The sequence below is a fragment of the Microcoleus sp. FACHB-831 genome (assembly GCF_014695585.1).
Lineage (GTDB): Bacteria > Cyanobacteriota > Cyanobacteriia > Cyanobacteriales > FACHB-T130 > FACHB-831.
Genome location: NZ_JACJON010000039.1, coordinates 104,170 through 127,635, shown reverse-complemented (window position 1 = coordinate 127,635; position 23,466 = coordinate 104,170). Strand labels below are relative to the sequence as shown.

At 45.2% G+C, this 23,466-nt stretch carries 22 protein-coding genes; 12 read left to right on the top strand and 10 right to left on the bottom strand.

All coding sequences use genetic code 11. From position 1 onward, the window contains the following. The 4 genes from H6F77_RS28850 to H6F77_RS10100 form a co-directional block, all read left to right on the top strand. Positions 1–86 (top strand): transposase (locus tag H6F77_RS28850; protein WP_190487949.1); only part of this gene is annotated, 86 nt, incomplete at its 5' end. Positions 87–271: 185 nt separating this feature from the next. Beyond that, positions 272–3,976, top strand: a complete 3,705-nt coding sequence (locus H6F77_RS10110) for a hydantoinase B/oxoprolinase family protein (protein WP_190487933.1) — start codon at positions 272–274, stop codon at positions 3,974–3,976. Positions 3,977–4,169: 193 nt separating this feature from the next. After that, the gene (locus H6F77_RS10105; protein WP_190487953.1) at positions 4,170–4,388 is read left to right on the top strand and encodes a hypothetical protein; all 219 of its coding nucleotides are present in this window, start codon (positions 4,170–4,172) and stop codon (positions 4,386–4,388) included. Beyond that, a complete protein-coding gene (locus H6F77_RS10100; protein WP_190487931.1) occupies positions 4,378–4,740 on the top strand; it encodes a type II toxin-antitoxin system PemK/MazF family toxin in 363 nt (120 codons plus the stop codon). Before H6F77_RS10105 ends, H6F77_RS10100 begins: the two co-directional genes overlap by 11 nt. 242 nt (positions 4,741–4,982) lie before the next feature. Here the strand turns inward: H6F77_RS10100 and H6F77_RS10095 are convergent, their stop codons facing one another. The 6 genes from H6F77_RS10095 to H6F77_RS28325 all read right to left on the bottom strand — a co-directional run bounded on the left by H6F77_RS10095 (position 4,983) and on the right by H6F77_RS28325 (position 13,051). After that, positions 4,983–5,558, bottom strand: a complete 576-nt coding sequence (locus H6F77_RS10095; protein ID WP_206753453.1) for a hypothetical protein — start codon at positions 5,556–5,558, stop codon at positions 4,983–4,985. Positions 5,559–5,715: 157 nt separating this feature from the next. Beyond that, on the bottom strand, positions 5,716–7,227 hold the full coding sequence (locus H6F77_RS10090; RefSeq protein WP_190487927.1) for a hybrid sensor histidine kinase/response regulator: 1,512 nt from the start codon (positions 7,225–7,227) through the stop codon (positions 5,716–5,718). Positions 7,228–7,236: 9 nt separating this feature from the next. Next, positions 7,237–7,683, bottom strand: coding sequence for a response regulator (locus H6F77_RS10085; RefSeq protein WP_190487926.1), 447 nt, complete (start codon positions 7,681–7,683; stop codon positions 7,237–7,239). Further along, complete coding sequence (locus H6F77_RS10080) at positions 7,680–10,559, bottom strand: PAS domain-containing sensor histidine kinase (protein ID WP_190487924.1); 2,880 nt, start codon at positions 10,557–10,559, stop codon at positions 7,680–7,682. Before H6F77_RS10080 ends, H6F77_RS10085 begins: the two co-directional genes overlap by 4 nt. A 704-nt stretch (positions 10,560–11,263) precedes the next feature. After that, positions 11,264–12,481, bottom strand: coding sequence for an acyltransferase family protein (locus H6F77_RS10075; RefSeq protein WP_190487922.1), 1,218 nt, complete (start codon positions 12,479–12,481; stop codon positions 11,264–11,266). A 444-nt stretch (positions 12,482–12,925) separates the two neighbouring features. Continuing rightward, positions 12,926–13,051 carry a hypothetical protein gene (locus H6F77_RS28325; protein ID WP_255515715.1) on the bottom strand — a complete coding sequence of 42 codons (126 nt, stop codon included), beginning with the start codon at positions 13,049–13,051 and terminating at the stop codon, positions 12,926–12,928. 422 nt (positions 13,052–13,473) lie between these two features. Between H6F77_RS28325 and H6F77_RS10070 the strand changes: the two genes are divergently transcribed. Next, positions 13,474–13,689: a hypervirulence associated TUDOR domain-containing protein gene (locus tag H6F77_RS10070; RefSeq protein WP_190487920.1), complete on the top strand. Its 216-nt coding sequence runs from the start codon at positions 13,474–13,476 to the stop codon at positions 13,687–13,689. An 8-nt stretch (positions 13,690–13,697) separates the two neighbouring features. Further along, entirely contained in the window at positions 13,698–14,027 is a 330-nt protein-coding gene (locus H6F77_RS10065) for a DUF3140 domain-containing protein (RefSeq protein WP_190487918.1), read from the top strand. A gap of 73 nt (positions 14,028–14,100) precedes the next feature. Here the strand turns inward: H6F77_RS10065 and ilvD are convergent, their stop codons facing one another. Continuing rightward, complete coding sequence (gene ilvD / locus H6F77_RS10060) at positions 14,101–15,786, bottom strand: dihydroxy-acid dehydratase (RefSeq protein WP_190487916.1); 1,686 nt, start codon at positions 15,784–15,786, stop codon at positions 14,101–14,103. 538 nt (positions 15,787–16,324) lie between these two features. Here ilvD and H6F77_RS10055 point away from each other — a divergent pair. Next, positions 16,325–17,167, top strand: coding sequence for a pentapeptide repeat-containing protein (locus H6F77_RS10055; RefSeq protein ID WP_199321262.1), 843 nt, complete (start codon positions 16,325–16,327; stop codon positions 17,165–17,167). Positions 17,168–17,474: 307 nt separating this feature from the next. Continuing rightward, positions 17,475–18,074, top strand: a complete 600-nt coding sequence (locus H6F77_RS10050; protein WP_242022034.1) for a pentapeptide repeat-containing protein — start codon at positions 17,475–17,477, stop codon at positions 18,072–18,074. Here the strand turns inward: H6F77_RS10050 and H6F77_RS28320 are convergent. Next, the gene (locus H6F77_RS28320; protein ID WP_255515714.1) at positions 18,061–18,186 is read right to left on the bottom strand and encodes a hypothetical protein; all 126 of its coding nucleotides are present in this window, start codon (positions 18,184–18,186) and stop codon (positions 18,061–18,063) included. The genes H6F77_RS10050 and H6F77_RS28320 overlap by 14 nt on opposite strands. Before the next feature lie 122 nt (positions 18,187–18,308). On the opposite strand from H6F77_RS28320, the gene H6F77_RS10045 reads away from it, so the two are divergent. From H6F77_RS10045 to H6F77_RS10035, 3 genes are read left to right on the top strand one after another with little or no spacing between them, the layout of a single operon-like run. Further along, entirely contained in the window at positions 18,309–19,298 is a 990-nt protein-coding gene (locus H6F77_RS10045; protein WP_190487914.1) for a pentapeptide repeat-containing protein, read from the top strand. Further along, on the top strand, positions 19,279–19,503 hold the full coding sequence (locus H6F77_RS10040) for a hypothetical protein (protein WP_190487905.1): 225 nt from the start codon (positions 19,279–19,281) through the stop codon (positions 19,501–19,503). The genes H6F77_RS10045 and H6F77_RS10040 overlap by 20 nt, the downstream gene beginning before the upstream one ends. 51 nt (positions 19,504–19,554) lie before the next feature. Further along, complete coding sequence (locus H6F77_RS10035; protein ID WP_190487903.1) at positions 19,555–20,442, top strand: hypothetical protein; 888 nt, start codon at positions 19,555–19,557, stop codon at positions 20,440–20,442. A 117-nt stretch (positions 20,443–20,559) separates the two neighbouring features. On the opposite strand, the gene groL is transcribed toward H6F77_RS10035, so the two are convergent. Both groL and groES read right to left on the bottom strand, forming a co-directional pair. Further along, the gene (groL, locus tag H6F77_RS10030) at positions 20,560–22,200 is read right to left on the bottom strand and encodes a chaperonin GroEL (protein ID WP_190487900.1); all 1,641 of its coding nucleotides are present in this window, start codon (positions 22,198–22,200) and stop codon (positions 20,560–20,562) included. 162 nt (positions 22,201–22,362) lie between these two features. After that, on the bottom strand, positions 22,363–22,674 hold the full coding sequence (gene groES, locus H6F77_RS10025; protein WP_190487898.1) for a co-chaperone GroES: 312 nt from the start codon (positions 22,672–22,674) through the stop codon (positions 22,363–22,365). A 300-nt stretch (positions 22,675–22,974) separates the two neighbouring features. On the opposite strand from groES, the gene H6F77_RS10020 reads away from it, so the two are divergent. Continuing rightward, entirely contained in the window at positions 22,975–23,427 is a 453-nt protein-coding gene (locus tag H6F77_RS10020; protein WP_190487896.1) for a (2Fe-2S) ferredoxin domain-containing protein, read from the top strand. The last annotated feature ends 39 nt before the right edge of the window (positions 23,428–23,466 follow it).

Sequence of the window (23,466 nt, the reverse complement as noted above, 5' to 3'; positions counted from 1 at the left end):
AACTAATTAAACGCTCTGCTTATGGATTTAGAAATTTTGAAAATTTCCGAGTAAGATGCTTATTAAGCTGGCATTTTAATTGTTAGTTTAGCATAACAAGTGCTGAAGAACCAAAATTATTTTAATGTTGAGCAGGGCGGTAGTAAGCAAACTCAAAACAACGCAAATAATTACAGCAGCTATCATAAAAATTAGCCTTTACGGATATTCTTGCTTTTTAAGTATTGAACACTAATATTTTAGAAAGGGCTTTTAGCTAAAAGAGGAAATTATGGCTGCTGCTTCTAACGCTAATAATCGCTGGCAATTCTGGATCGATCGGGGTGGGACGTTTACTGATATTGTGGCGCGGCGTCCAGATGGGCAGCTAATAATTCATAAACTATTGTCGGAGAATCCAGAACGCTACTCTGATGCGCCAGTGCAGGGAATTCGGGATATTTTGGGGATTCCTGCTGATGCACCAGTACCATCGGATGCGATTGAAGCGGTCAAGATGGGGACGACTGTGGCGACTAATGCGTTGTTGGAGAGGAAGGGCGATCGCACTCTTTTAATTATTACCAAAGGTTTCCGCGATGCCCTCCGCATCGGCTATCAAAATCGCCCCGATATCTTCGCCCGCCATATTATTCTGCCAGAAATGCTCTACGAGCAAGTTATTGAAGTAGAAGAACGCTACAGCGCCCAAGGCGAAGTATTAATCCCAGTTAATCTTGATGATATTCGCCCAAGATTGCAAGCCGCTTATGATGATGGCATTCGCAGTTGTGCGATTGTTTTCATGCACGGTTATCGCTATTTAGAACATGAGAAGCAGGTTGCAGCGATCGCGCGGGAAATTGGCTTTACTCAAGTTTCAGTTTCCCACCAAGTAAGCCCCTTAATGAAGCTAGTCAGTCGCGGCGATACTACCGTCGTTGACGCTTATTTATCCCCAATCCTGCGCCGATATGTCGATCGAGTTGCCCAAAAATTGGAAAATATCGACAGTGAAGAACATTCTGCAATCCAAAATCCAAAATCTAAAATCCAAAATCGCTTGATGTTCATGCAATCCAACGGTGGACTTGCAGACGCGCAGCTATTTCAAGGCAAAGATAGCATTTTATCTGGCCCTGCTGGGGGGATTGTCGGTGCTGTCGAAACAAGCCGCATAGCTGGATTTAACAAGATTATCACCTTTGACATGGGCGGCACTTCTACAGATGTCGCCCACTACAACGGCGAATACGAACGCACCTTTGAAACTGAAGTTGCTGGGGTACGGTTGCGTACTCCGATGATGGCGATTCACACTGTTGCTGCTGGCGGCGGTTCAATTTTATACTTCGACGGTTCGCGCTATCGCGTGGGGCCAGAGTCGGCGGGGGCGAATCCGGGGCCAGCTTCTTATGGTAAGGGTGGCCCGCTGACTGTCACGGATTGCAACGTAATGGTGGGTAAGTTGCAGCCTGAGTATTTCCCGAAGGTGTTTGGTGCTAATGGCGACTTGCCGTTAGATGCAGTGGTGGTGCGGCAGAAGTTTGGCGAGTTGGCGGCGCAAATTGGGGACAACCGGACGCCTGAACAGGTGGCGGATGGATTCCTGGCGATCGCTGTCGATAAAATGGCTAACGCTATCAAAAAAATATCTCTTCAACGCGGCTACGATGTATCTGAATATACTCTGTGCTGCTTTGGTGGCGCTGGAGGACAGCACGCTTGTTTAATTGCAGATGCGTTGGGGATGAAGCAGGTGTTTATCCATCCCTACGCTGGCGTGTTATCGGCTTATGGTATGGGTTTGGCGGATGTGCGCGTTATTAGGGAACGTGCGGTGGAAGCCAAGCTAGGCGAGGAATCGCTGTCGGTGTTGGATCGCTTGTTGGCAGATTTGGTGAAAGAGGGGGAGGAGGAATTAAACCGCAGAGGCGCAGAGGAAGCAGAGGAAGAGGTTGAGGTTTTTCGCAAGGTGCATTTGCGCTATGAGGGTAGCGATACGGCGCTAATTGTGGATTTTGGGGATGTGGCGGCGATGCGGGGAGACTTTGAGGAGGCGCACCGACAGCGTTACGGCTTTATTGTGGAAGATAAGGCGCTGATTGTTGAGGCGGTTTCGGTTGAGGTGGTGGGGAAGACTGATGTGCCGGATGAGCCAGTGATTTCGCGCAGAGATTCATTAACGCCTGTGTCGGTTGCTACTGTGCAGATGTATGCGGCGGATGCGTGGAACGAAACGCCTGTGTTTAAGCGTGACAATTTGCAACCGGGAGATTGTATTTCTGGCCCTGCAATTATTGTAGAAGCGACTGGGACGAATGCGATCGAACCTGGTTGGTTGGCAGAGTTGAGCGATCGCAACCATCTAATTTTAAAGCGCACAGCTGATATTAATCCAAAATCCAAAATCCAAAATCCAAAATCCAAAGCCGATCCTGTGATGTTGGAAATTTTTAATAATTTGTTTCGCGCGATCGCCGAACAAATGGGCATCACTCTTCAAAATACTAGCTCGTCGGTTAATATCAAGGAACGTTTAGATTTTTCCTGTGCCATTTTTGATGGAAATGGGCAATTAGTTGCCAATGCGCCGCATATTCCAGTGCATCTAGGCTCGATGAGCGAAAGCGTGAAAAGTCTGATTGACGCTCATGGTGATAGCTTAAAGCCTGGAGATGTTTATGTTTTAAATAATCCCTACAACGGTGGCACCCACTTACCTGATATTACTGTTATTACCCCTGTATTTTCAGAACTTAAAACTCAAAACTTACTTGATACCGCTACGCTAACAAAACCCAAACCTCTTTTCTACGTTGCATCGCGGGGACATCATGCAGATATTGGCGGTATCACTCCTGGTTCGATGCCTCCTAATAGTGTAAATGTCGAGCAAGAAGGGGTGCTGATTGATAATTTCCAGCTAGTTAGCGAAGGTAATTTCCGCGAAAAAGAGTTATTAGAACTATTGAGATCGGGTTCTTATCCAGCACGAAATCCAGCGAAGAATATAGCAGATTTGCAAGCTCAAATTGCAGCAAATGAGCGCGGCGTGCAGGAACTAACTAAAATGGTGCAGCATTATAGCTTGGAAACTGTGCAAGCTTATATGGGTTTTGTTCAGGATAATGCTGAAGAGTCGGTGCGTCGCGTTATTGAGGTGCTGAAGGATGGCAATTTCACCTGTGAGATGGATGATGGTAGCGTAATCCAGGTTGCAATTACTATCGACGGCACTAATCGCAGCGCTAAAATTGATTTTACTGGCACCTCTCCCCAACTCGAAAGCAATTTTAATGCACCTTCTGCTGTATGCAAAGCAGCAGTTTTATATGTCTTCCGCACTTTGGTGAATGACGATATTCCTCTTAATGCGGGGTGTCTCAAACCGTTGGAGATTATTATTCCTGAAGGTTGTATGTTGAATCCGCGTTATCCTGCTGCTGTAGTTGCGGGGAATGTGGAGACTTCGCAGGCGGTTACTGATGCTTTGTATGGTGCGTTGGGAGTAATGGCAGGTTCGCAGGGAACGATGAATAATTTCACGTTTGGGAACGAACAATATCAATATTATGAAACTATCTGCGGCGGTTCTGGTGCGGGTGCTGATTTTGATGGTACGGATGCGGTGCAAACTCACATGACGAATTCGCGACTTACCGATCCAGAAGTTTTGGAATGGCGTTTTCCTGTACTTTTAGAAAGTTTTGAAATTCGCCGCGATAGTGGGGGTAAAGGTCGTCATGGTGGCGGTAATGGTGTTATCCGTCGCTTGCGTTTTCTTGAATCGATGACTGCTGGTATTTTATCAGGTCGTCGTGTTATTCCGCCTTTTGGGTTGCACGGTGGAGGTGCTGGTGCTGTGGGTAAAAATTGGGTTGAACGCAGCGATCGCACTGTAGAAAAGTTGGGTAGTAAAGCTGTTGTGGAGATGAATCCTGGAGATGCGATCGCAATCGAAACTCCTGGGGGTGGCGCTTATGGTGCAATGTAAGAGAACTCAGCAGGTTAAACAGCGATGCTGCTGGCTAAAGCTTCGCAGGTAAATAATTAAAAAAAGCGCGATCGCCTGTTTCTTAAAACTTTTTTGAAAAAATACAGGGTTTAGATAAATAGCGATCGCGCCTATTATAATATTGATATAATAAATGAAAATTCAAACATTTTTAAATTTTTAGGTATAATTTATGGAAATAGTAAATACTGCTCCTCAGACACGGGAATCACCTATCGAGGATGCAGAAATACCTGCACAATTTAACAACATCAGCCGCCGTGAGTTTATGAAGTTGCCATTAGAAGAACGGCGACGCATACTAGCTTCGCAGGCTGAGGCAATGTTGGCACATTACCAGCAAGATAGAGAATGGCAGGAATTACAGACAGGAGACTTGATTGACTACTAACGAGTCCTCTCCCAAACGGGGTGATGTCTGGCTTGCTAATTTTGATCCCACAGTGGGGGCAGAAATAAAAAAAATCCGCCCTGCCATAGTGGTAAGTTCTGATGGTGTAGGTAAATTGCCTATTAAGTTGATAGCACCAATCACAGACTGGAAAGAATATTACATTGGGAATATCTGGCACGTTAGAATCGATCCCGATAGTGGCAATAGTCTAACTAAAGTTTCTGCTGTCGATGTTTTGCAATTGCGCGGTATGGACGTGCAAAGATTTATCCGTAAAATCGGAGAAGTTTCAAGTACGACTATGGAAGAAATTGCAACTGCAATTGCAGCTGTTGTGGAGTATCGGTAAACTGGGTTATTGCGAACAGATAGCGGTACAGTCAGATAAAAATGTTTTAAGGTATTGATTAAGTTGTTAATAATTACCTTAGCTGCGATCGCGCCTAATTAAAAAAAGCGCGATCGCGCTGGGGAAAAGTTGCGTAGTAAAGCCGTAGTGGAGATGAAGGCTGGTGATGCGATACCGATGGAAACTCGGGGAGGTGGTTTTATGGTTCGCCAAGCGAAAAAATATACCATGACAAGCACGATTCAGTCATCATTTTTTTTGTAAGAAGACTTCTCTAAAAACAAGAGTACACCTCCCACAGCCAAAGAAACTAAAACCGAGGCAAATAGGTTTTTATAAATAAAATAGAAACCCACACCTAAGCTTGTCATTAACGGCAAAGCATAAAAAAAAGTAACTTTTTCCCTTCCCGTTTTTGCATTGATAAAAGGTATCGGTATTGGTTTATCGCGATTAAACTTGGTGATATACTGAGACAGTGGAGGAATATTATGCTGGCTGAAAAATTTAGCTTCAATTTCTTCTGATACACGGACAGCAGCCATCAGTAAGAGGTGATAGTAGTAGCGGTCTAGAAGGTACAAAGAAACCCAAGGGATGCTTGCAAAAATTAATAGATAGCCAGGTACAGATAATCCGGTATCTTTACTAATCAGCGTTCCCACACCGCCTACAGCAACCCCAGCAAAAACAAAAGCTATATTGCGAATTCTAAAAAGTAGGTCATTGAAAGTTCGCTGTTGCACCTGTGCTTCCTTCCAAACATCAAGTGCGACTTTAAATTTATCTTCATAAGTATCCATACCCATCTGTTTCACAGCCTCTATAGGTAAGCAAGTCTAGCTGAAGACTTCACTAACATCAGAAGGCATTCCGGACACTAGGCAAAATTAAGAACCAAGTCGTTAACCAAGGTTTAGAGCGCACAGCAAGGCAGAACAAGGAGCGCGATCGCTTTCTTATAGAGATGGCGATTTATTGCGTATCTTGCGATCGCTTTAATGGGAGGGTGACTATAAATGTTGTACCAACGCCTTCTTGACTCTCTAACTCAATCTCGCCGCCATGTAAATCTACGCAGTTTTTGACAATGGCAAGCCCCAATCCCGTCCCTTGAATTCGGCCTACATTGCTGCATCGGTGGAATGTTTCAAACAGACGTTGTTGGTCTTTCAAAGGAATGCCAATTCCCTCATCTTTTACGCTGAAAGTTACCTTATTATCCTGGAAAATTAAATCAAAGTGTATCTTGCCACCTGCGGGAGAATACTTGATAGCATTAGAAAGTAAATTGGTGAAAATGTGCTGCAACAGCACTTCATCCATTTCAAATTCGATGGGTTTTCCTTGACAGGTAAAAATAATTTGGTGCTGCGTTTTTGCACTAAGTTGCAAAGTTTCTGTAAGCGTGAGGCAAAAATTTTCTAAATCCAGCGGTGCGGGTTGGTACTTAAGTTTTCCTGCCTCAGTTTTGCCAAGCAGCAATATTTGATCTAACAATTCGACAAGAGCTTTGATAGTAGTTTGGATCACCCCAAAGTATTGACTTTTCTTCTCAGGAGTCAATTTATCGTTGAAACGTTGCAGGAGTTCTACAGATGTGCGAATCGTCGCCATAGGGGTGCGGAACTCATGGGAAACCATAGAAACAAAGTTGGATTTTAGCTCGTTGAGTTCGCGTTCCTTTTCTAATGCCTTAATCATTTCTGCTTCGGCTCGTTTGCGATCGCTAATATCTCTGCCTTCAGCAATCAGCAATACGACTTTTCCCCTCTCGTCTTTCACTGGCTTGAGAGAAAAGTCAATCCACAGCATCTCATCCCCAACACCACACACCTCAACTTCATTACGAACAAAATCGCCATCTTGGGCGCTAGCGATCGCAGTTTTCAACCACTCCTGAGTAGCAGAGGAGTAATTCCAACTTTTTACCTCCCACAGTGGCAGACCAATATCCTCTTGTTTAGTACCGCAGAAGTCACGGGTAGTTTGGTTAACTTCCAACAGAATTCCTTCTGGTGTCAATAACCCCATTGATTGGAATGTTTGGTCAAAAATCCCCCGGAAGCGGCGTTCGCTATCGTGCAACTGCGCCAATACTTGTCCGCGCTCGATAGCATAGCGGATAGTCCGCACTAGCAATTGCATAGTGATTTGATCTTTGACGAGATAATCCTGCGCCCCTTGTGCCACAGCTTGTAGGGCAAACTCCTCGTCATCAACCCCCGTCAGCACCACAATCGGTATATCTGGTGCTGCTACCTGGAATTGTGCTACCGTTTCCAATCCATCAGAGTCGGGGAGAGAAAGGTCTAACAAGACTACATCAAAGGCGCGATCGCTGCAAACATCGATGGCATCGCTCAACCGCTCAACGCATACCAGTTCCCACTCACCCTTGCTGACCCGCGAAAAGGTGTGGCGCAGCAAGTTCGCATCGCTGGGGCTATCTTCCACCAATAGGACGTGAATCGACTTTTGGTACATAATACTGCGTTAATTGGGGGGTAGCCTCACTGCCGCTAGCCAGAAGTTGTTGATCAACTGCACAACATTAAGAAACTGTTGGATATCAACGGGCTTAGTCAGGTAGCAGTTCGCGTTGAGATTGTAAGACTTGAGTACATCCTGCTCATCAGCTGATGTTGTCAGAACTACTACAGGAATTTGTTTTAGATCTGGGTCTGATTTTACTTCTGCCAGCACTTCCTGACCATCCATACCTGGAAGATTGAGATCGAGCAGGATGAGGTCGCAAGATGCAGCATTGACATACTCGCCCTCCTTTCGCAGATAGGCGATCGCGCTCTCCCCATCTTCAACCCAGTGCAGGGTATTGGAAATTTTGGATTTTTTGAATTCTCTAATTGTTAAATTAGCATCGCTCTGGGAGTCTTCAACCAGCAAAATATTAATTGTTCTGGATATCTGGCTGCTAATCATAATTCTTCATTGCTAGGTCGATTTGGGATGGTGAAATAAAATGTTGTTCCGGTTCCTAGCTGCGATTCAGCCCAGATGCGTCCCTGATGGCGTTCTACAATCTTTTTGCAGATAGCCAGACCAATACCAGTCCCGGAAAACTCTCTGCGCGTATGCAGACGTTTGAAGATTACAAAAATACGTTCGAGATACTGGGGCTTGATGCCAATACCATTATCGCGCACCCAGAACAGCCATTCATTATTTCTTAATTCTGCTGCGATATGAACTTGGGGAGACTGCTGGCGACAGAACTTGATCGCATTGCCAATCAGATTTTGGAACACCTGCATTAAGAGAGTTTTATCTGCGATCGCCGTTGGCAAAAAGTCATGGGTAATAATCGCCTTACTCTCGGCGATCGCCACTTGCAAATTAGCGATCGCCTGCTCCACCACAACATTACAATCTGTTGGTGTAAACTCTTGAGAGCGACTGCCAACGCGAGAATATGCCAGCAAGTCTTGAATCAACTGCTGCATCCGCGCTGAACCATCCACGATGTAACTCATGTACTCAGTCGCTGACTCATCCAGACACTCTTGGTATTCCTGCACCAACAGTTGCGTATAACCCCCTATTGCCCGCAATGGCTCTTGCAAATCGTGGGAAGCCACATAAGCAAATTGCTCTAGTTCTTGATTCGAGCTTTTTAGTTCTGTCGCCAGTTGCTCTAATTTCGCCTGTGTTTGTAGACGCTGGGAAATTTCCGCTCGTAAAGCAGCATTAGCTTCGGTTAGTTCTCTCGTCCGCTCTTTAACAGAAGCTTCTAACACATCTCGCGAATTTTTCAGCGCTTGCTCTGCTTGCTTTTGCACGCTGATATCTTGCGTCATCGCCATCCCAGCAGAGATTTCCCCTCCGTCGTTCTTTACCGGGAGCGTATGTATGTTGTAAGTTTTTTCCCCATAAGATATTTCCGAAACTTTTGCCTCTCCTGCTAGAGCCGCTCTATAAAGTGGTTCCAGCGTCGCACAGGTTTCTGGAGGAAATAATTCCCAAATGGTTTTACCTTCTAGTTCTGCTTTACTCAAACCAGAAGCTGCAATATCTTGCCCTTCAGCGAGCGTATAGCGTAAATCTTGGTCAAACAAAATAACTACACCGTTAGGAAAATTCCTAGCCAGGGTGCGATAAAGCTCCTCACTTTTTTGTAATGCTTGTTCTGCTTGTTTACGGCTGGTGATGTCGCTGCAAATACCAACCCACTCACGAATTCTGCCATCTGCTTCTAAGACGGGAACCCCCCGCACCGCAAAGTCACGGTAACTACCATTTTTTGTCCGCAATCGATAGTGGTTTTTATAAAATGTTTTGGTGGCGATCGCTTCCTTCCAAAGTTGACGGGTACGTTCGCGATCTTCGGGGTGAATGGCATTCACCCATCCCCACCCCTTGTGCTCTTCTTCAGTTTGACCCGTCATCACTTGCCAACTCTGAGAAAGGTCAACTACCCTTCCTTCAGCATCGCACAGCCAGACAACTTCGGCAGTAGCAATTACTAAAGATCGATAGCGCTGTTCGCTCTGACGCAGTGCTGCTTCTGCGTGCTTGCGCTCTTTCATTTCAACTAAGAGAGATGCATTGATTTCCGATAAAAAAGCGGTGCGTTCTTTAACTCTTATTTCTAGTTCTTGGTTGGCTTTGCGTAATGCTTCCTCTGCTTGCTTTAGCTCGTTGATACCCCGGGAGATCATCAGGAGAGATTCTACAGAACCATCAAGCGCAAATTCTGGTACTATGCGAGCTTGAAAAAATTCCTGTCCATTTACACCAACGTAATTAAATTCAACTAAACTCATTTCACCAGTCGCAATAACTTTTTGAAAACGTGGTTTCCAAAAATTTACGATCTCTTCCGGAAAACCTACTTCTGATAAAGTTTTGCCTATGACTGTACGCAAAGGCATTCCTATTTCCCGTTCAACGGCTGGATTTATATAGAGGTGTCGCAGTTGCAGATCTAGGCGGATAATCCCATCAGGGGCGTTTTCTACTAGCGTTTTCAACTCTTGTTCGCGGCGTTGTAATGCTGATAAAGCCAGTTTGCGTTCGGTAATGTTGTTGTTAATTTCGAGAATTGCTACAGGGTTAAGGTGTTCGTCGCGCTGTAACGTCCAGCGACTTGCCACTATAATTTGCGTGCGATCGCGCTTGGCGTGCGTGAGTTCTCCTTCCCAATAACCCTGCTGCAAGCACTCCTCTAAAATTTCCTCTAGAGGTTTAGGAAATATGGTTTGTAATAAGGTGTGGGCGTGTTTTCCTAAAACTTCTTCTTTGTCCCATCCATATAGCCGTGCTGCTCCTTGATTCCAGTAGGTAATACTATCGTCTAGGTTGCGAATAATAATTGTGTCGTTGGCAAAGTCGAGCATCTGCGTGCGTTTTTGCAGTTCTGCTTCTGCCAATTTGCGCTCCTGGATCTCCTTATGCAGGGTAAGGTTTATTTTTTCTAGGTCGGCTGGACTGGGGAGAGCCAAAGCTAAGGGGATTAATGGCACTAACGCCAAGGCTGTGTAGAGGGAAACTACCGCAGTAATCGCTTTGAGCAAGCCCGATACCCAGTAAATCGGGTGCCAAAGCGTCCAAACTGCCATAAAATGAGTTGTCCCGCAGGAGACAATGAAGGCTCCGAACAACCCAAACATCGATCGGAAAGGCAGATCTTGCCGCTTACCCACAAAATAGATCAGCGTTGCTGGGATTGAATAGTAAGCAATGCCTATTAATAAGTCCGATAACAGATGCATCCACACTAGCCCTGGCTTCCACAAGTAACAGTGCCCGTGAGGAATGAAATTTTCTGCTGAGAAAAAGTTATTTAAAATATCCCACATAGCAACTAATTTTGGTGCATTTGTAAAATAATTAATTGATTCGGCGGTTTCCGTTAAAATTATTAATGCTTATTTGACGGATATCTGCGATCGCTGCTCTGAATTGGTTCAATACCAGTCTGCTAGGTTGGCGCTTCCACGCCAACCCCTCTACCAGGCATTTATCAAACAGTCTGTTTTTACCAATTCTTCCCCACTGATAGTTTAACAGCTGCAATCGGCAATCTTGGAAATTGTCAACTTTTAAGGTTTTCTAGGCAATCTATTTGTTAATCTATTGCTTGTTATAGAAAATTTAATATAATATTAACAACTTAAAATTTGAATTTATATAGCATTACTACCTAAGAACTTTGTTGCATACTAATAAATAAAAACGCGCCCTAACAAGATCCCCGACTTCTCTAAGAAGTCGGGGATCTCGGCTTCAAAGCAAACTACTCTGGCTCAATTGAGTTTACGTTCCTTCGCGCCGCCACCGACAACTTGCAAAAAAAGCGCGATCGCCTGTTGCGAATTTTTTTTTAGAGAAAGGTAAAACCAGTGCGATCGCCTATCTCTAGAAAATTATATAAAAAAATATTGTCTCTACCTTGGTGTAGGAACTTGCCAATACTAACAAATGAAATTCACACCGGAAAAGTTGTTCATTACAACTCTAGTTTATTGGTGAAGCCTTAGCGGAGCAATTAATTTAGGGTTTATCATTTTACAGCTCTTGTCAGACTGTTTTTAATCATTAAATGAGGCAGCCTTGACTTATCAAATTTTAGTAATAAGCAGCTTGTAGCCCAAGTGCCAAACATTATAAATCCCAGCCTTACTATGTTATTAGTTGACCAGCTAAGTGAATCAATATCTAGCCCGATTGCTGGAAGACTTTCCCAATATACATATACGAAAATATCGTGGGTTAAAAATATATAGTAAGACCAAATCCCTAGCTGGCTCAGTGTTATAAATAAAAATCCCCATCTCTGCTGAAAAATCCAGGCAAGATTAACAACCCATAACACTAAACCTAGAGAAATAATGAAATCTGCGAAAATCCAACCCCATAGCCCCACATATACTAAACAATAGCCCGCTAACCAAATAAATACCCCTGTTAGTCCCATGCGGCAATCCAAAAAAATATTAGTAAATTTTTGGGGATTTTTGGCTAAGAGTATTGCCCCAATCATTCCCAGCATGAATTCCCCTATTCTAGATGGAAACAACGCAAATGGTGCTTGTAATTGGAAGGGCATTATCCAACTATCAATAAGTCTATTTAATGGTTTTATGGGTTCTAGCGATAAAGCATCAAAACGGTTTTCATAACCGATGGGGAAACCATCGAGCCAATAAATTGTAATACCCCTATAGATAAACTCAAGAGCTACAACTCCTAACAGTATTGATAAGTAGCCTTTTGTTGTCTCATCTTTCAAAGTCCGCGTGTAAAGCCAGGGGAAAACTAAGTAATAACCAAGAATTAGGGGAATAAACCAGAGGGCGCTATTGGGAAGAGCGAATATAGTTTGATGAGACAATTTCGAGAAAACGAGAATATCTAACTTTAGTTGAATTGCCGCTTTTAAAAAGTTTTTTGCTATATCCTCATTGGTGAATATATAATGACATAACATAATTAAAAATCCAAATAAACATACCACCCAGTAAGTGGGTAAAACTTTTTCAAATCGTTTAATATACCACTGCTTCCAAGAAAAATTATCTCCTTTTTGTAAACAAGAGTAAGTTAAGCCGAACCCGCTCAAAACTATAAAAATGTGAACTCCCTGCCAGCCAAACCAGCCCCCTCTATAACAATGGAATAAAAATACCCAAGCAATTGCTAGTCCCTTACAAAAATCTAGTAATCCAAGAATCTTCGTCTGAACAAAAGAAACGTCGGTTTCAGAAGTATAACTTTTCAAGGTAAACACCCCTATTTATTAAAAAGTTTTAGATCCGGTCTAATTCCATGAAAGTATGTAGCGGCAGCAGACGCGAGCGCCTACACAAATACAGCTTATTAAGACTCAATTAAGTAGCAGAAAATCCCCCTAAACTACTTAACTGTCTATCCTTAAGCCTGCCATGTTGCAATTAGCAATCCATGCAATATCCATCACTTTGCCAGTCCCCGTAAGTGGGAATTCTTACTAGCAGTTGGTCATATAAGTACGTCAAAATGAAACCTAAAGCAACTTGCTGCTATTAGTAGATCGAAGTTGTTAACTTAAAACAAGCCTATTGTTCACGCATTACATCGATTCCAAAGCTTCGCTTGGCTATGTGCTGAACATAGCTACAGGGCTAGTCAAGCCTATTAGCTTCCATTTCAATGTAAGGAATATTTTTTTACAGCCACAATCGAATTATGGTGGCGTATCTCCCACTTCAGACATCACGTTAAAGTTCACCATCGGCGCAAACAAGTAGATACTTCCTCTACTTGCATAACGAGTTTCTTGCACCCAGTTTTTATCGGTTGGTACTGCCATCGCTATTGAACAATACGATCTAGAGACTGCATACAGATCCTTCATAGCGATTAAAACGCCGCTTTACTCTAGTATGCTAATAATTTTTCTTTTCGCATCCTACTTTAGATATAGTTATAATTTTTAAAATCCAGGATCTCATGCAGCGTATGTAAGCAGCCCAGAGTTTAGCAGCACAACCAGCAATAGATAAGGCATCTGCGATAGCAGGTGAGACATCTGAATTGAGGATTGTGGGATTTAAAAATGGCGATTGCTCAATGTCTGTTTAATATATTTGCTTGCAGTAAACCACTTACAAAATGGGTATTTACCCCGACAAATTTAAACTTTTCAATCTACAACTTGACTGATTTATACCTTTCAAGCTGCAAACATAATGAAAAAGTTAGCGTTTTACAAAAGTTTACAGGAGCAAAATTTTGACCGAACAATTTAAAAAAGGCGACAAAGTTGAGTGGAAAACATCTCAAGGCGTAACAGAGGGAACGGTGAAAAAGAAACTCACCTCGCCCACAGATATCAAAGGACACCATGTAGCTGCTTCAAAAGATAACCCCGAATACCTGGTTGAAAGCAACAAAACAGGGAAAGAAGCGGCTCATAAACCTGATTCTCTCAAGAAAATTGAGGAGTAACGCCGATTATGACTAAAGAGCTTAAATCAGTCGTTGACGAATTTAAACAAGCCGTCAACATGACATCAAAAGAACTTGAATCCTGGCTAGAAACGGAGGATTCCCAAGCAGTAGGGCAAAAGAAAGGAGATGATGAGTCAATCGGGCATAAATCCGGTAAGCGTATCATCGAGCTGTTGCAGAAAAAGCATAATGAATATAGCGATGATGACCTATCTCACATGAAGAAGGTTATTAGTTACGTTCACCGCCACATGGCAGAGAAACCATCAGGCGATGTAGAACACACGCGCTGGCGGTATTCTCTGAAGAATTGGGGACACGATCCGCTGAAATAAATCGTTGCTTTGGTAATGAGTAAATGATGAATGATAAATTTGCGTTTTAAGCATTCATCATTCATCATTTTTACTACAAATTCAGATCGGTAACGGCACCGATACTGCTAGAAGAAACTAACTTGGCATATTTCGCCAGCACGCCTCTTGTATAACGGGGTGCTGGGGGATTCCAATTTGCACGTCTTGCTTCTAATTCTTCATCTGAAACATGAAGTTGTAGCAACCTTGCTGGTGCGTCAATGGTGATGGTATCGCCTTCTTGGACAAGCGCGATCGCGCCTCCAACTGCTGCTTCTGGTGCTACGTGACCAACTACCATTCCATATGTACCGCCAGAAAATCTTCCGTCGGTAATTAATCCCACCGAATCACCCAATCCAGCGCCGATAATTGCCGAGGTTGGTGCTAGCATTTCGCGCATTCCGGGGCCACCTTTTGGCCCTTCATAGCGGATGACGATCACATCTCCAGCTTTAATTTTTCCCGCCAGAACTGCATCTAAGCAAGCTTCTTCTGATTCAAATACTCGCGCTGGGCCAGTAATTTGCGGCTTTTTAACGCCAGTAATTTTTGCTACCGAGCCTTCTAATGCTAAATTGCCTCGCAGAATGGCGAGGTGTCCTTGAGCGTAGAGGGGCTTATTCCAAGGACGGATAACATCTTGGTCGGCGCGTGGTTCATCTGGGACATCTGCTAGCAGTTCGGCAATTGTCTTGCCCGTGATGGTGAGTGCGTCGCCGTGTATTAAATTATGCACGAGGAGCATTTTCATCACTTGGGGGATACCGCCAGCTTTGTGCAGATCGGTTGCAACATATCTACCAGAGGGCTTTAAGTCGCAGAGGACGGGCACTTTGGCGCGAATAATTTCAAAGTCGTCGAGGGATAATTCCACACCGATAGCACGAGAGATCGCCAGTAAGTGCAGGACGGAATTAGTGGAGCCACCTACAGCCATGATGGTAGCGATCGCGTTCTCAAATGCTTTGCGAGTTAATATCTGACTCGGCAGCAGTTGTTTGCGAATTGCCTCGACTAGAACTATAGCTGAGTTTTCTGCGCTGTCGGCTTTTTCCTTATCTTCAGCCGCCATAGTCGAGGAATAAGGCAAGCTCATCCCCATCGCCTCAAACGCCGAAGACATAGTATTAGCCGTGTACATACCGCCGCAGGAACCCGCGCCAGGGCAAGACTTGCGCTCGACCTCTAGCAGCTCATCTGTGTCAATTTTGCCAGCACTGTACTGCCCTACAGCTTCAAAAGCGCTGACAACAGTTAAGTCCTTGCCGTTGTGATGACCGGGCTTAATAGTGCCACCGTAGACAAAGATAGCGGGGATATTCATGCGAGCGATCGCAATCATCGCTCCTGGCATATTCTTGTCGCAGCCACCAATAGCCAAGACACCATCTAGGCTTTGGCCATTACAGACAGTTTCAATCGAATCGGCAATAACTTCCCGCGAAACTAGGGAATATTTCATCCCCTCCGTGCCCATAGAAATGCCGTCACTTATCGTAATCGTGCCGAACATTTGGGGCATGGCGCTGGCGGTACGAACCCCCGCATCGGCTCGGAGGGCGAGTTCGTTCAGCCCCATATTGCAAGGGGTGATGGTACTATAGCCATTCGCAATACCAACAATGGGCTTCTGGAAATCGCCATCGCCAAAACCAACCGCACGAAGCATGGCACGGTTAGGCGATCGCTGCGTTCCTTGTGTTACGACCTGGCTTCTCAAGTTGTCCTTTGTCATTTCTCAACATTCCTTTGTCAAGCCTTGATAGCTATGTAGCGTTGGTAGCAATAGCTTAGCGCTATCGCGCACCTAACGCGCTAACGCTTCGCTGACGCTAAACGCACCAGGGCAGATGGTACGTTGGAGCTATCTTATAAACGCACGTTTGCTCCAACACACTTTGCCGACCTAGTACGGTAGTCCTTTGTTAATTGTCCTTTGTCTGTTTGAGTTATTTCAATCCCTAATAGGGATTTTCACCTTTGCTCAAGGATAATACTATACACCAATTTGCAAATAGACCTTATAACCAATGACCATCAGCTCCCCAATCGCTTCCTCATTCCCGCTTTGCCCTACTGATTTTCGCAAACAGTCATGTTTGCCAAGAGTCTGGGGAATAGTAAGGAAAGGTTTCAAAATTGCTCTTGCCCACTGCCATCGGGTCGCTCCGCAGGCTAATTACAGGCATCTAGTGATTTTGGCACTGACAATAGCGATCATCTAGGGGATTCTGCTGTGTATATGTTGGATCAAGAACAAAAGCGCGAGGCAAATGATCGTGGATGCCGAGGAACTGCAACGGCTCTATGCGGCAGGAGAAAGAGATTTTCGGGAAGTCAACCTACACAGAGCCGAACTGATAGGAGTTGACCTGAGCGGGGCAAACCTGCGGGGGGCAGATCTATCGCACTCGACGCTGATTGGGGCATCCCTGATCGGCGTAAACCTGCGGGAGGCGAATCTGAGTTGGGCTAATATACGTTCTAACCTGAGTGAAGCCAACTTAATAGGAGCTAATCTGAGTGAGGCCAACCTCAGTCAAGCTAACTTAAGCGATGCCAGCCTGCGGGGGGCTAATTTAATTGGAGCCAACTTAACAGGAGCCAAACTAAATCAGGCTCTTTTGAATGAGGCTGTGCTGCGGGAGGCCAATTTGAGTGGGGCCAAACTGATTGAGGTACCCATGAGCCGAGCCAACCTGACAAATGCCATTCTGATCGGAACTAACTTAGAAGGAGCAAACTTAACGAATGCCGTCTTAATTGGGGCAAATTTGGAAAAGGCTAATTTAGCTAACGCCATCTTGAATGGAGCTAGCGCCATCGGAGCTAACCTGAATGCTGCTGACCTGAATCGAGCCAAATTGAGCGGAACCAACTTAACAAACGTCATCTTGACAGGAGCTAATCTCAGAGGCGCAAACATAAGTTGGGCAACGCTGCGGGGTGCAAATTTGAGAGGGGCAAACCTGTATCGGGCAAAATTATGCTGGTCAAACCTGACTGGCGCAATTTTGGCTGAAGCCGTTCTCATTGACGCCAACCTGAATCAGGTGAATTTGCGTGACGCTGACTTGACTGGTGCCATCATGCCCAATGCAGCAACTCACGAGTAAGAGAGCAGACGGACGCTCTGAGACTTAGTGCTAATTCCACAATAAGTGCCTCTTGGTGGGTTCTACGCAGGCAATGGCTTCCGCCCATATAAAGGAGTGGGCGGGAAACAGCCCACGACCAGCAATTAGTTGTTAGTGGTAGGCAAAACTAAGTAGTTTGGTCTGCATCAGTTGTTAGTGTTTGGTAGGGACAAAGTATGAGGGTAATATATGGTGGCTCTAACCACCTACTTGCGGCTAAATTATGCCCACTTTTTGGCTGCAAAGATTGCCCTTACTAGCAAGTTGTTGGCACACAATCAATTAGTTGTCTAAAAACTATGAGGAGGTAGAACATATGGATGGGGATGAAGTTTTGGAGCGATATGCCGCAGGTGAACGAAATTTCCGGGAATTGGATCTTACTGGGGTCAATTTGGAAGGTGCTAACCTGCGTCAAATCGATTTTACTGGCTCAACTATGGAGGGAGCAAATCTGAGTGGGGCTAATCTGCGTGGCGCGAACCTGAGCAGGACGGACTGTAGTGGAGCCGATATGAGCCGAGCCGACTTGACAGGTGCAGATTTGACAGGTGCAGATTTGATTGGGGCAAATTTTGATATGGCAAAATTGATTGGCGCAAGGCTTGTTCAGGCAGAAACCATTGCCGCCGATTTGGGTGGAGCCAACTTGACTGGCGCAAATCTTACCCAGGCAGATATGAGGAGGGCTAACCTGAGTGACGCTAACCTAAGCGATGCCCTTTTGTGTCAAGCAGACCTGAGCAACGCTAAATTGATTGGCGTCAATTTGAACCGAGCCGATTTGATCGAGGCGAATCTCACTGAGGCAGACTTGAGCGATACAGACGTGAGCTTGGCAAACTTGAGCGGGGCTAATCTGAGTGAAGTAATTATGCCGGATTGAGCCATTCCTGTTTGGGCAGAGATAGGCCCGATACCTTTGCGCGATCGCGTGCGTTTATCTCTCTCTCTCTCTCATTGCGATCGCGTCTTTTTTTGTTATTAATTCTAAACATTTCTTCATCCTCTTAAAAGTAACTGCATCAAAAAAAGATCAAAAGTTAAGAGTTTTTGCCTTATCTATTTGGGCACTCTATATTTAGACAGCTATTCTTTCCTAAAGCGGCGGGATTACTATATGGATGCTGATGAACTAAAACGGCGTTATGCAGCAGGAGAAAGAAATTTTAGTGGAGCTAATTTAATTGGAGAAAATCTGGAAAGGGCAAACCTGGTAGGAATAAACTTTTCAGGCGCATATCTATCAGCAGCAAACCTAAGTCGGGCATTTCTCACAGGGGCAAACCTTAGCGGGGCATTCCTAAACAGGGCAGATTTGAGTTTTGCCAAGGTGAGCGAATCATTACTAACAGAGGCAGACTTAACAAAAGCAAAACTCAGAGGAGCCACGCTAATTAAGTGCGTTCTGGTAGGAGCAAAAATGAGTGGCGCCACCCTCACCGCAGTTAACCTGCGTTTGTCTAACTTGTCTGGTGTCAACCTTTGCGGAGCAGACCTGCGGGGCATTAACTTGCGTTCTGCCAACCTGATGGATGCAAACCTGAGTTGGGCAAACTTGAGTGGAGCCAGATTGAGCGGCGCATTGCTGCGAGGAGCATCGCTCAACGGAGTGCAACTTATTGGAGCTTATTTGAATGGCGTAGACCTGAATGCAGTAGACCTAGATGGAGTCAACCTCAGCGACACCAAACTAAGCGGAGCCAACCTTAGCGGAGCCAACTTGACGGCGGCTAACCTAAGTTCAGCTCAGATGCGCGTGACGCTGCTGGCTCGGTCAAATCTTCATGCAGCCAACCTGAGTAATGCATGTCTCGCTAAGGCAGACCTATGTGAGGCTAACTTGAGTAAGGCAGACTTGAGCGAAGCTAACCTCAACGCCGCCGACTTGACTGGAGCTAACCTGAATATGGCAAGCCTGCGTAATGCTGACTTGAGCGGGGCAAGTTTGCGGGATGCCTACCTGTGGGGTGCTAATTTGCACGTGACCAGCCTGCGGGGTGCAGATATGAGAGGAGCCAGCCTGCGTGGGGCATACCTGCAATCTACAGAGTGGCAGGAGGCAATTATGACTGGTGCAACTATGCCGGATGGCAGCGTACACGAATAGGCTTGTTTTATGGTATTTCGCGCGATCGCACCGAGGAAAGTTTGAGCGACGGGGTGCGCTTCTTCACATCTGGTCTGCTTTAGGCTACCTAATGCCAAGGCTAGTGCGATCGCCATCCCTACTTTGTCTAAATATTTACGTTCAAACTAATATATTGGGGCAGACTTCTGCGTCTGCCCCACTTGCTATTTTTTATACTAAATAATAGTTCGTCTTTATTTATAAATTCCTTGTAGAGATAGGAGTCGCGCTAATAATGGATAGCAAGCGGTTAGTTTTAGATATAGCCATACCCGAAAAAGTTTCTACAAGTTTTCTCAAGGCTAAAGATTTTCTTACATCAACTACCGATCGGGCAGTTAATAGCGTACCAGACGCCAATAATACCTCTGTTAACAGTATTTCTCATATGAAAGAAGTAGCAAAATCTTCATTCAATGAGGTTGCCGAACGAGTTGCCGTTGAAACTGACAAAGCTATTGATAATGTTACGCTAACGGCTTCTCAGACCAAAGATGCTTTGACTGAAACTATCAGGACAACTACTGGTAAAACTGTTACTACCTTGAGCGAGACTGCTTCGCACGCAGGAGATTATATAAAGGGTTCGGTAGAACATACCTGGCAAAAAGCTGATGGCCTGAGTAGCGCTGTATCGGCACAGGTAGACAAAGCGATCGCTTCTTCTATCACCAGCCAGTTAGATGCTGTAAATTTGTGGATTGATTCTCATCCAACAATATCCTGGATTACTAAAACTATATTTTGGGGAATTAATCACCCAATATTTAGCATAATTATCTTACTTTTAGCCATCTTTATCCTGTGGCAATTAGTAAAAGCATTTGCAAGATTAGCCGAACAAGGCTTGTTATCTATACTAAAATTTCCTTTCAACTTGGTTCGTTTCGTGTTTGGATCTAGCGTGAAGCCTTTTGGTAAACTAACGGTTAGTAAAACTCCCCTAAACCAACCAGAAGCTAATGCGATAGCCGTAAATAATTTTATTAGTGGCGATATGGGTGAAGAAAGCCAAGAACGACTGACGAATATTATCACAAGGCTAGACGCGATCGCTCAAGAGCAGAACGACCTTTTAGAAGAAGTAAAAGCAATACTGAGATCGAGCAAACATCCTGAGTAGCCAAATCAACAGGCTTTTCTTCCTCTGCTCTAGGGCGCGGTTGAAAAAAAAAGCTGCCTCCACAAAGGAAGCAGCTTTTTTAACTACTTGGTGGGCATTGCCCACCAAAGCCGGAAATTAATAATCGAAGTCGCCGCCGCCCATGCCAGCGCCGCCGCCAGCAGGTGCGCCGTCCTTCGGCTCAGGCTTGTCAACAACGATGCACTCGGTTGTCAGCACCATGCCAGCAATAGAAGCAGCATTTTGCAGAGCAGAACGAGTCACCTTAGCGGGGTCAACAATACCAGCCTCGAACATATCGGCGTATTCGCCCTTAGCAGCATCGTAGCCAACGTTGAAGTCTTTCTCTTTGACGCGCTCGGCGATAATCGCACCGTTCTGTCCGGCGTTTTCAGCAATCCGTCTTAGGGGTGCAGAAAGGGCACGAGAAACAATCAAAGCACCTGTCAACTCTTCTGTCTTCAGGTTGTCGTTAGCCCAAGTCTCCAACTGAGGAGCTAGGTGAGCCAGAGTTGTACCGCCGCCAGGGACGATACCTTCTTCAACGGCTGCCTTGGTAGCGTTGATAGCATCTTCCAAGCGCAGCTTGCGGTCTTTCATTTCAGTCTCAGTGGCAGCGCCCACTTTAATTACCGCTACACCACCAGCAAGTTTAGCCAGACGCTCTTGCAGCTTCTCGCGATCGTAGGAAGAATCGGTTTCTTCCATTTGACGGCGGATTTGTTCGCAACGAGACTTCACCTGTTGTTCGTTGCCTTCTGCGACGATGGTGGTGTTGTCTTTGGTGATCGTGATGCGGCGGGCTTTACCCAGCAGCTCTAGCTTGGTGGTTTCCAACTTCAGACCAGCATCTTCGGTGATCAGCTGACCGCCAGTGAGTACGGCGATGTCTTCGAGCATGGCTTTGCGGCGATCGCCAAATCCAGGAGCCTTTACTGCTGCAACGTTCAGTACACCGCGCAGGCGGTTGACTACTAAGGTTGCTAGGGCTTCTTTCTCGATATCTTCAGCGATGATAACCAGAGGGCGACCAGCACGAGCAACTTGCTCTAGTACTGGTACCAGGTCTTGTACCAGGGTGATTTTCTTATCTGTAATCAGTATGAAAGGCTCATCGAAAACAGCTTCCATCCGCTCCATGTCTGTAGCGAAGTAGGGGGAGGTGTAGCCTTTGTCGAAGCGCATCCCTTCGGTGATTTCCAGTTCGGTCGTCATGGACTTCCCTTCTTCGAGGGAAATGACGCCTTCTTTGCCCACTTTGTCCATTGCGTTGGCGATCATTTGGCCAACTTCATCGTCGTTACCCGCAGAGATAGCGCCAACTTGCGCGATCGCTTTGGAATCTTCAACGGGACGGGCGTGTTCTGCAATCTTTTCCACCAAGAAGGCAGTTGCTTTGTCAATACCGCGCTTCAGGGAAATAGCATTAGCACCAGCCGCTACGTTACGCAGACCTTCTTTGACAATTGCGTGAGCTAGCACGGTTGCAGTTGTGGTGCCGTCACCAGCAGCATCGTTGGTTTTGGAAGCTGCTTGACGAATCAGGGCGACGCCTGTGTTTTCTACGTGGTCTTCCAGTTCAATTTCTTTGGCAATTGTGACGCCATCGTTAACGATCTGGGGTGCGCCGAACTTCTTCTCCAGAACTACGTTACGGCCTTTGGGGCCAAGTGTAACGGCGACAGCTTCTGCCAGAATGTCCATACCCTTTTCTAGGGCGCGACGAGCGTTTTCGTTGTAAATTATGCGCTTAGCCATATATGTCGAGTTCAGTCAGTAATAGACTATTAGTGGAATTTGTCAGTTGTCTGTAGCGTTCGGAGGCGTTTGTAGCAGACGGCGTTTAGACGACGCCCCCTACCAACACACGATTGTCTTTTTATGCTGTCTCATGTCTTATGACATTTGACGGCATGACCGTTAGTTAACGATTGCTAGAATGTCTTTTTCTGAGAGTAGGACGTATTCGTCGCCACCCAGTTTTACGTCAGTGCCAGCGTACTTAGAGTAAAGTACTTTGTCGCCGACCTTAACTTCGGGTTGCTGACGGGAACCATCGTCATTGCGCTTGCCTTCGCCAACTGCGACAATTTCGCCTACTTGTGGCTTTTCTTTAGCGTTATCAGGCAGGAGAATCCCACCCGCCGTTTTCTCCTCAGCGGCGCTAACCTTAACGAAGACGCGATCGCCTAAAGGTTTAACAGTGGAAACACTCAAAGATACAGCTGCCATATAAAAATTCTCCGGGGATGCAATTCAATTTGAGTCAAGTTGTTGTTTTAGCACTCTCGACCCCTGAGTGCTAATTTAGCTCTAATAGGGTGCGAGCGCAACAAAATTCTTTGTACGGGTTCCCGAACTTGCCCGTTTGGGGTATTAATTGAGTACTTATGCTTAGGCTAGAGCGAAAGCCCAGGCGATCGCAACGATTTAACCTTTCTGAAATGTCTAGCAACCTCAGTTAGGAGAAAATATTTTAATAAGTGAAACCCGCGTCCTCGTAGGGAATATTTTTATAGATACGGAGAATTAATGAGTGACAACATAACGGCTGTGCCTAGTTCTGAATCTTCACCGAGTATAGAGACGCAAGATAACAACCCCATCGAAGCTTGCGTACAGACGTTAGGACTAAATCAAATTCAGCGACACATATTTATATGCGCCGATCAGACCCTACCCCAATGCTGTTCAAAGGAAAGCAGCTTAGATGCATGGAACTACTTAAAAAAGCGTTTGAAAGAGTTAAAACTTGATAAGCCAACAAGCGATCGCCCCTCATGTATCTTCCGCACCAAAGCCAACTGTCTGCGAGTTTGCTCCCAAGGGCCAATTTTAGTGATTTATCCGGACGGAGTTTGGTATCGCAACATTACTCCCCAAGTAATTGAGCAAATAATTCAAGAACATCTTATTGGCAACAAAATTGTTGCAGAATATGCGTTCTTAGTACATCCACTGCCAGAACCCTATACACTAACATAGTACATACGTTATATTCTTCCGTATACCTACTATATTTTT

Coding starts and splice junctions, on each gene's coding strand:
- H6F77_RS28320 (WP_255515714.1), bottom strand. CDS start 18,186: ATGTTTAGAATTAATAACAAAAAAAGACGCGATCGCAATGAGAGAGAG.
- groES (WP_190487898.1), bottom strand. CDS start 22,674: ATGGCAGCTGTATCTTTGAGTGTTTCCACTGTTAAACCTTTAGGCGAT.
- H6F77_RS10085 (WP_190487926.1), bottom strand. CDS start 7,683: ATGATTAGCAGCCAGATATCCAGAACAATTAATATTTTGCTGGTTGAA.
- H6F77_RS10035 (WP_190487903.1), top strand. CDS start 19,555: ATGGATAGCAAGCGGTTAGTTTTAGATATAGCCATACCCGAAAAAGTT.
- H6F77_RS10020 (WP_190487896.1), top strand. CDS start 22,975: ATGAGTGACAACATAACGGCTGTGCCTAGTTCTGAATCTTCACCGAGT.
- groL (WP_190487900.1), bottom strand. CDS start 22,200: ATGGCTAAGCGCATAATTTACAACGAAAACGCTCGTCGCGCCCTAGAA.
- H6F77_RS10110 (WP_190487933.1), top strand. CDS start 272: ATGGCTGCTGCTTCTAACGCTAATAATCGCTGGCAATTCTGGATCGAT.
- H6F77_RS10105 (WP_190487953.1), top strand. CDS start 4,170: ATGGAAATAGTAAATACTGCTCCTCAGACACGGGAATCACCTATCGAG.
- H6F77_RS10055 (WP_199321262.1), top strand. CDS start 16,325: ATGATCGTGGATGCCGAGGAACTGCAACGGCTCTATGCGGCAGGAGAA.
- H6F77_RS10080 (WP_190487924.1), bottom strand. CDS start 10,559: ATGTGGGATATTTTAAATAACTTTTTCTCAGCAGAAAATTTCATTCCT.
- ilvD (WP_190487916.1), bottom strand. CDS start 15,786: ATGACAAAGGACAACTTGAGAAGCCAGGTCGTAACACAAGGAACGCAG.
- H6F77_RS28325 (WP_255515715.1), bottom strand. CDS start 13,051: ATGGCAGTACCAACCGATAAAAACTGGGTGCAAGAAACTCGTTATGCA.
- H6F77_RS10045 (WP_190487914.1), top strand. CDS start 18,309: ATGGATGCTGATGAACTAAAACGGCGTTATGCAGCAGGAGAAAGAAAT.
- H6F77_RS10040 (WP_190487905.1), top strand. CDS start 19,279: ATGGCAGCGTACACGAATAGGCTTGTTTTATGGTATTTCGCGCGATCG.
- H6F77_RS10065 (WP_190487918.1), top strand. CDS start 13,698: ATGACTAAAGAGCTTAAATCAGTCGTTGACGAATTTAAACAAGCCGTC.
- H6F77_RS10090 (WP_190487927.1), bottom strand. CDS start 7,227: ATGTACCAAAAGTCGATTCACGTCCTATTGGTGGAAGATAGCCCCAGC.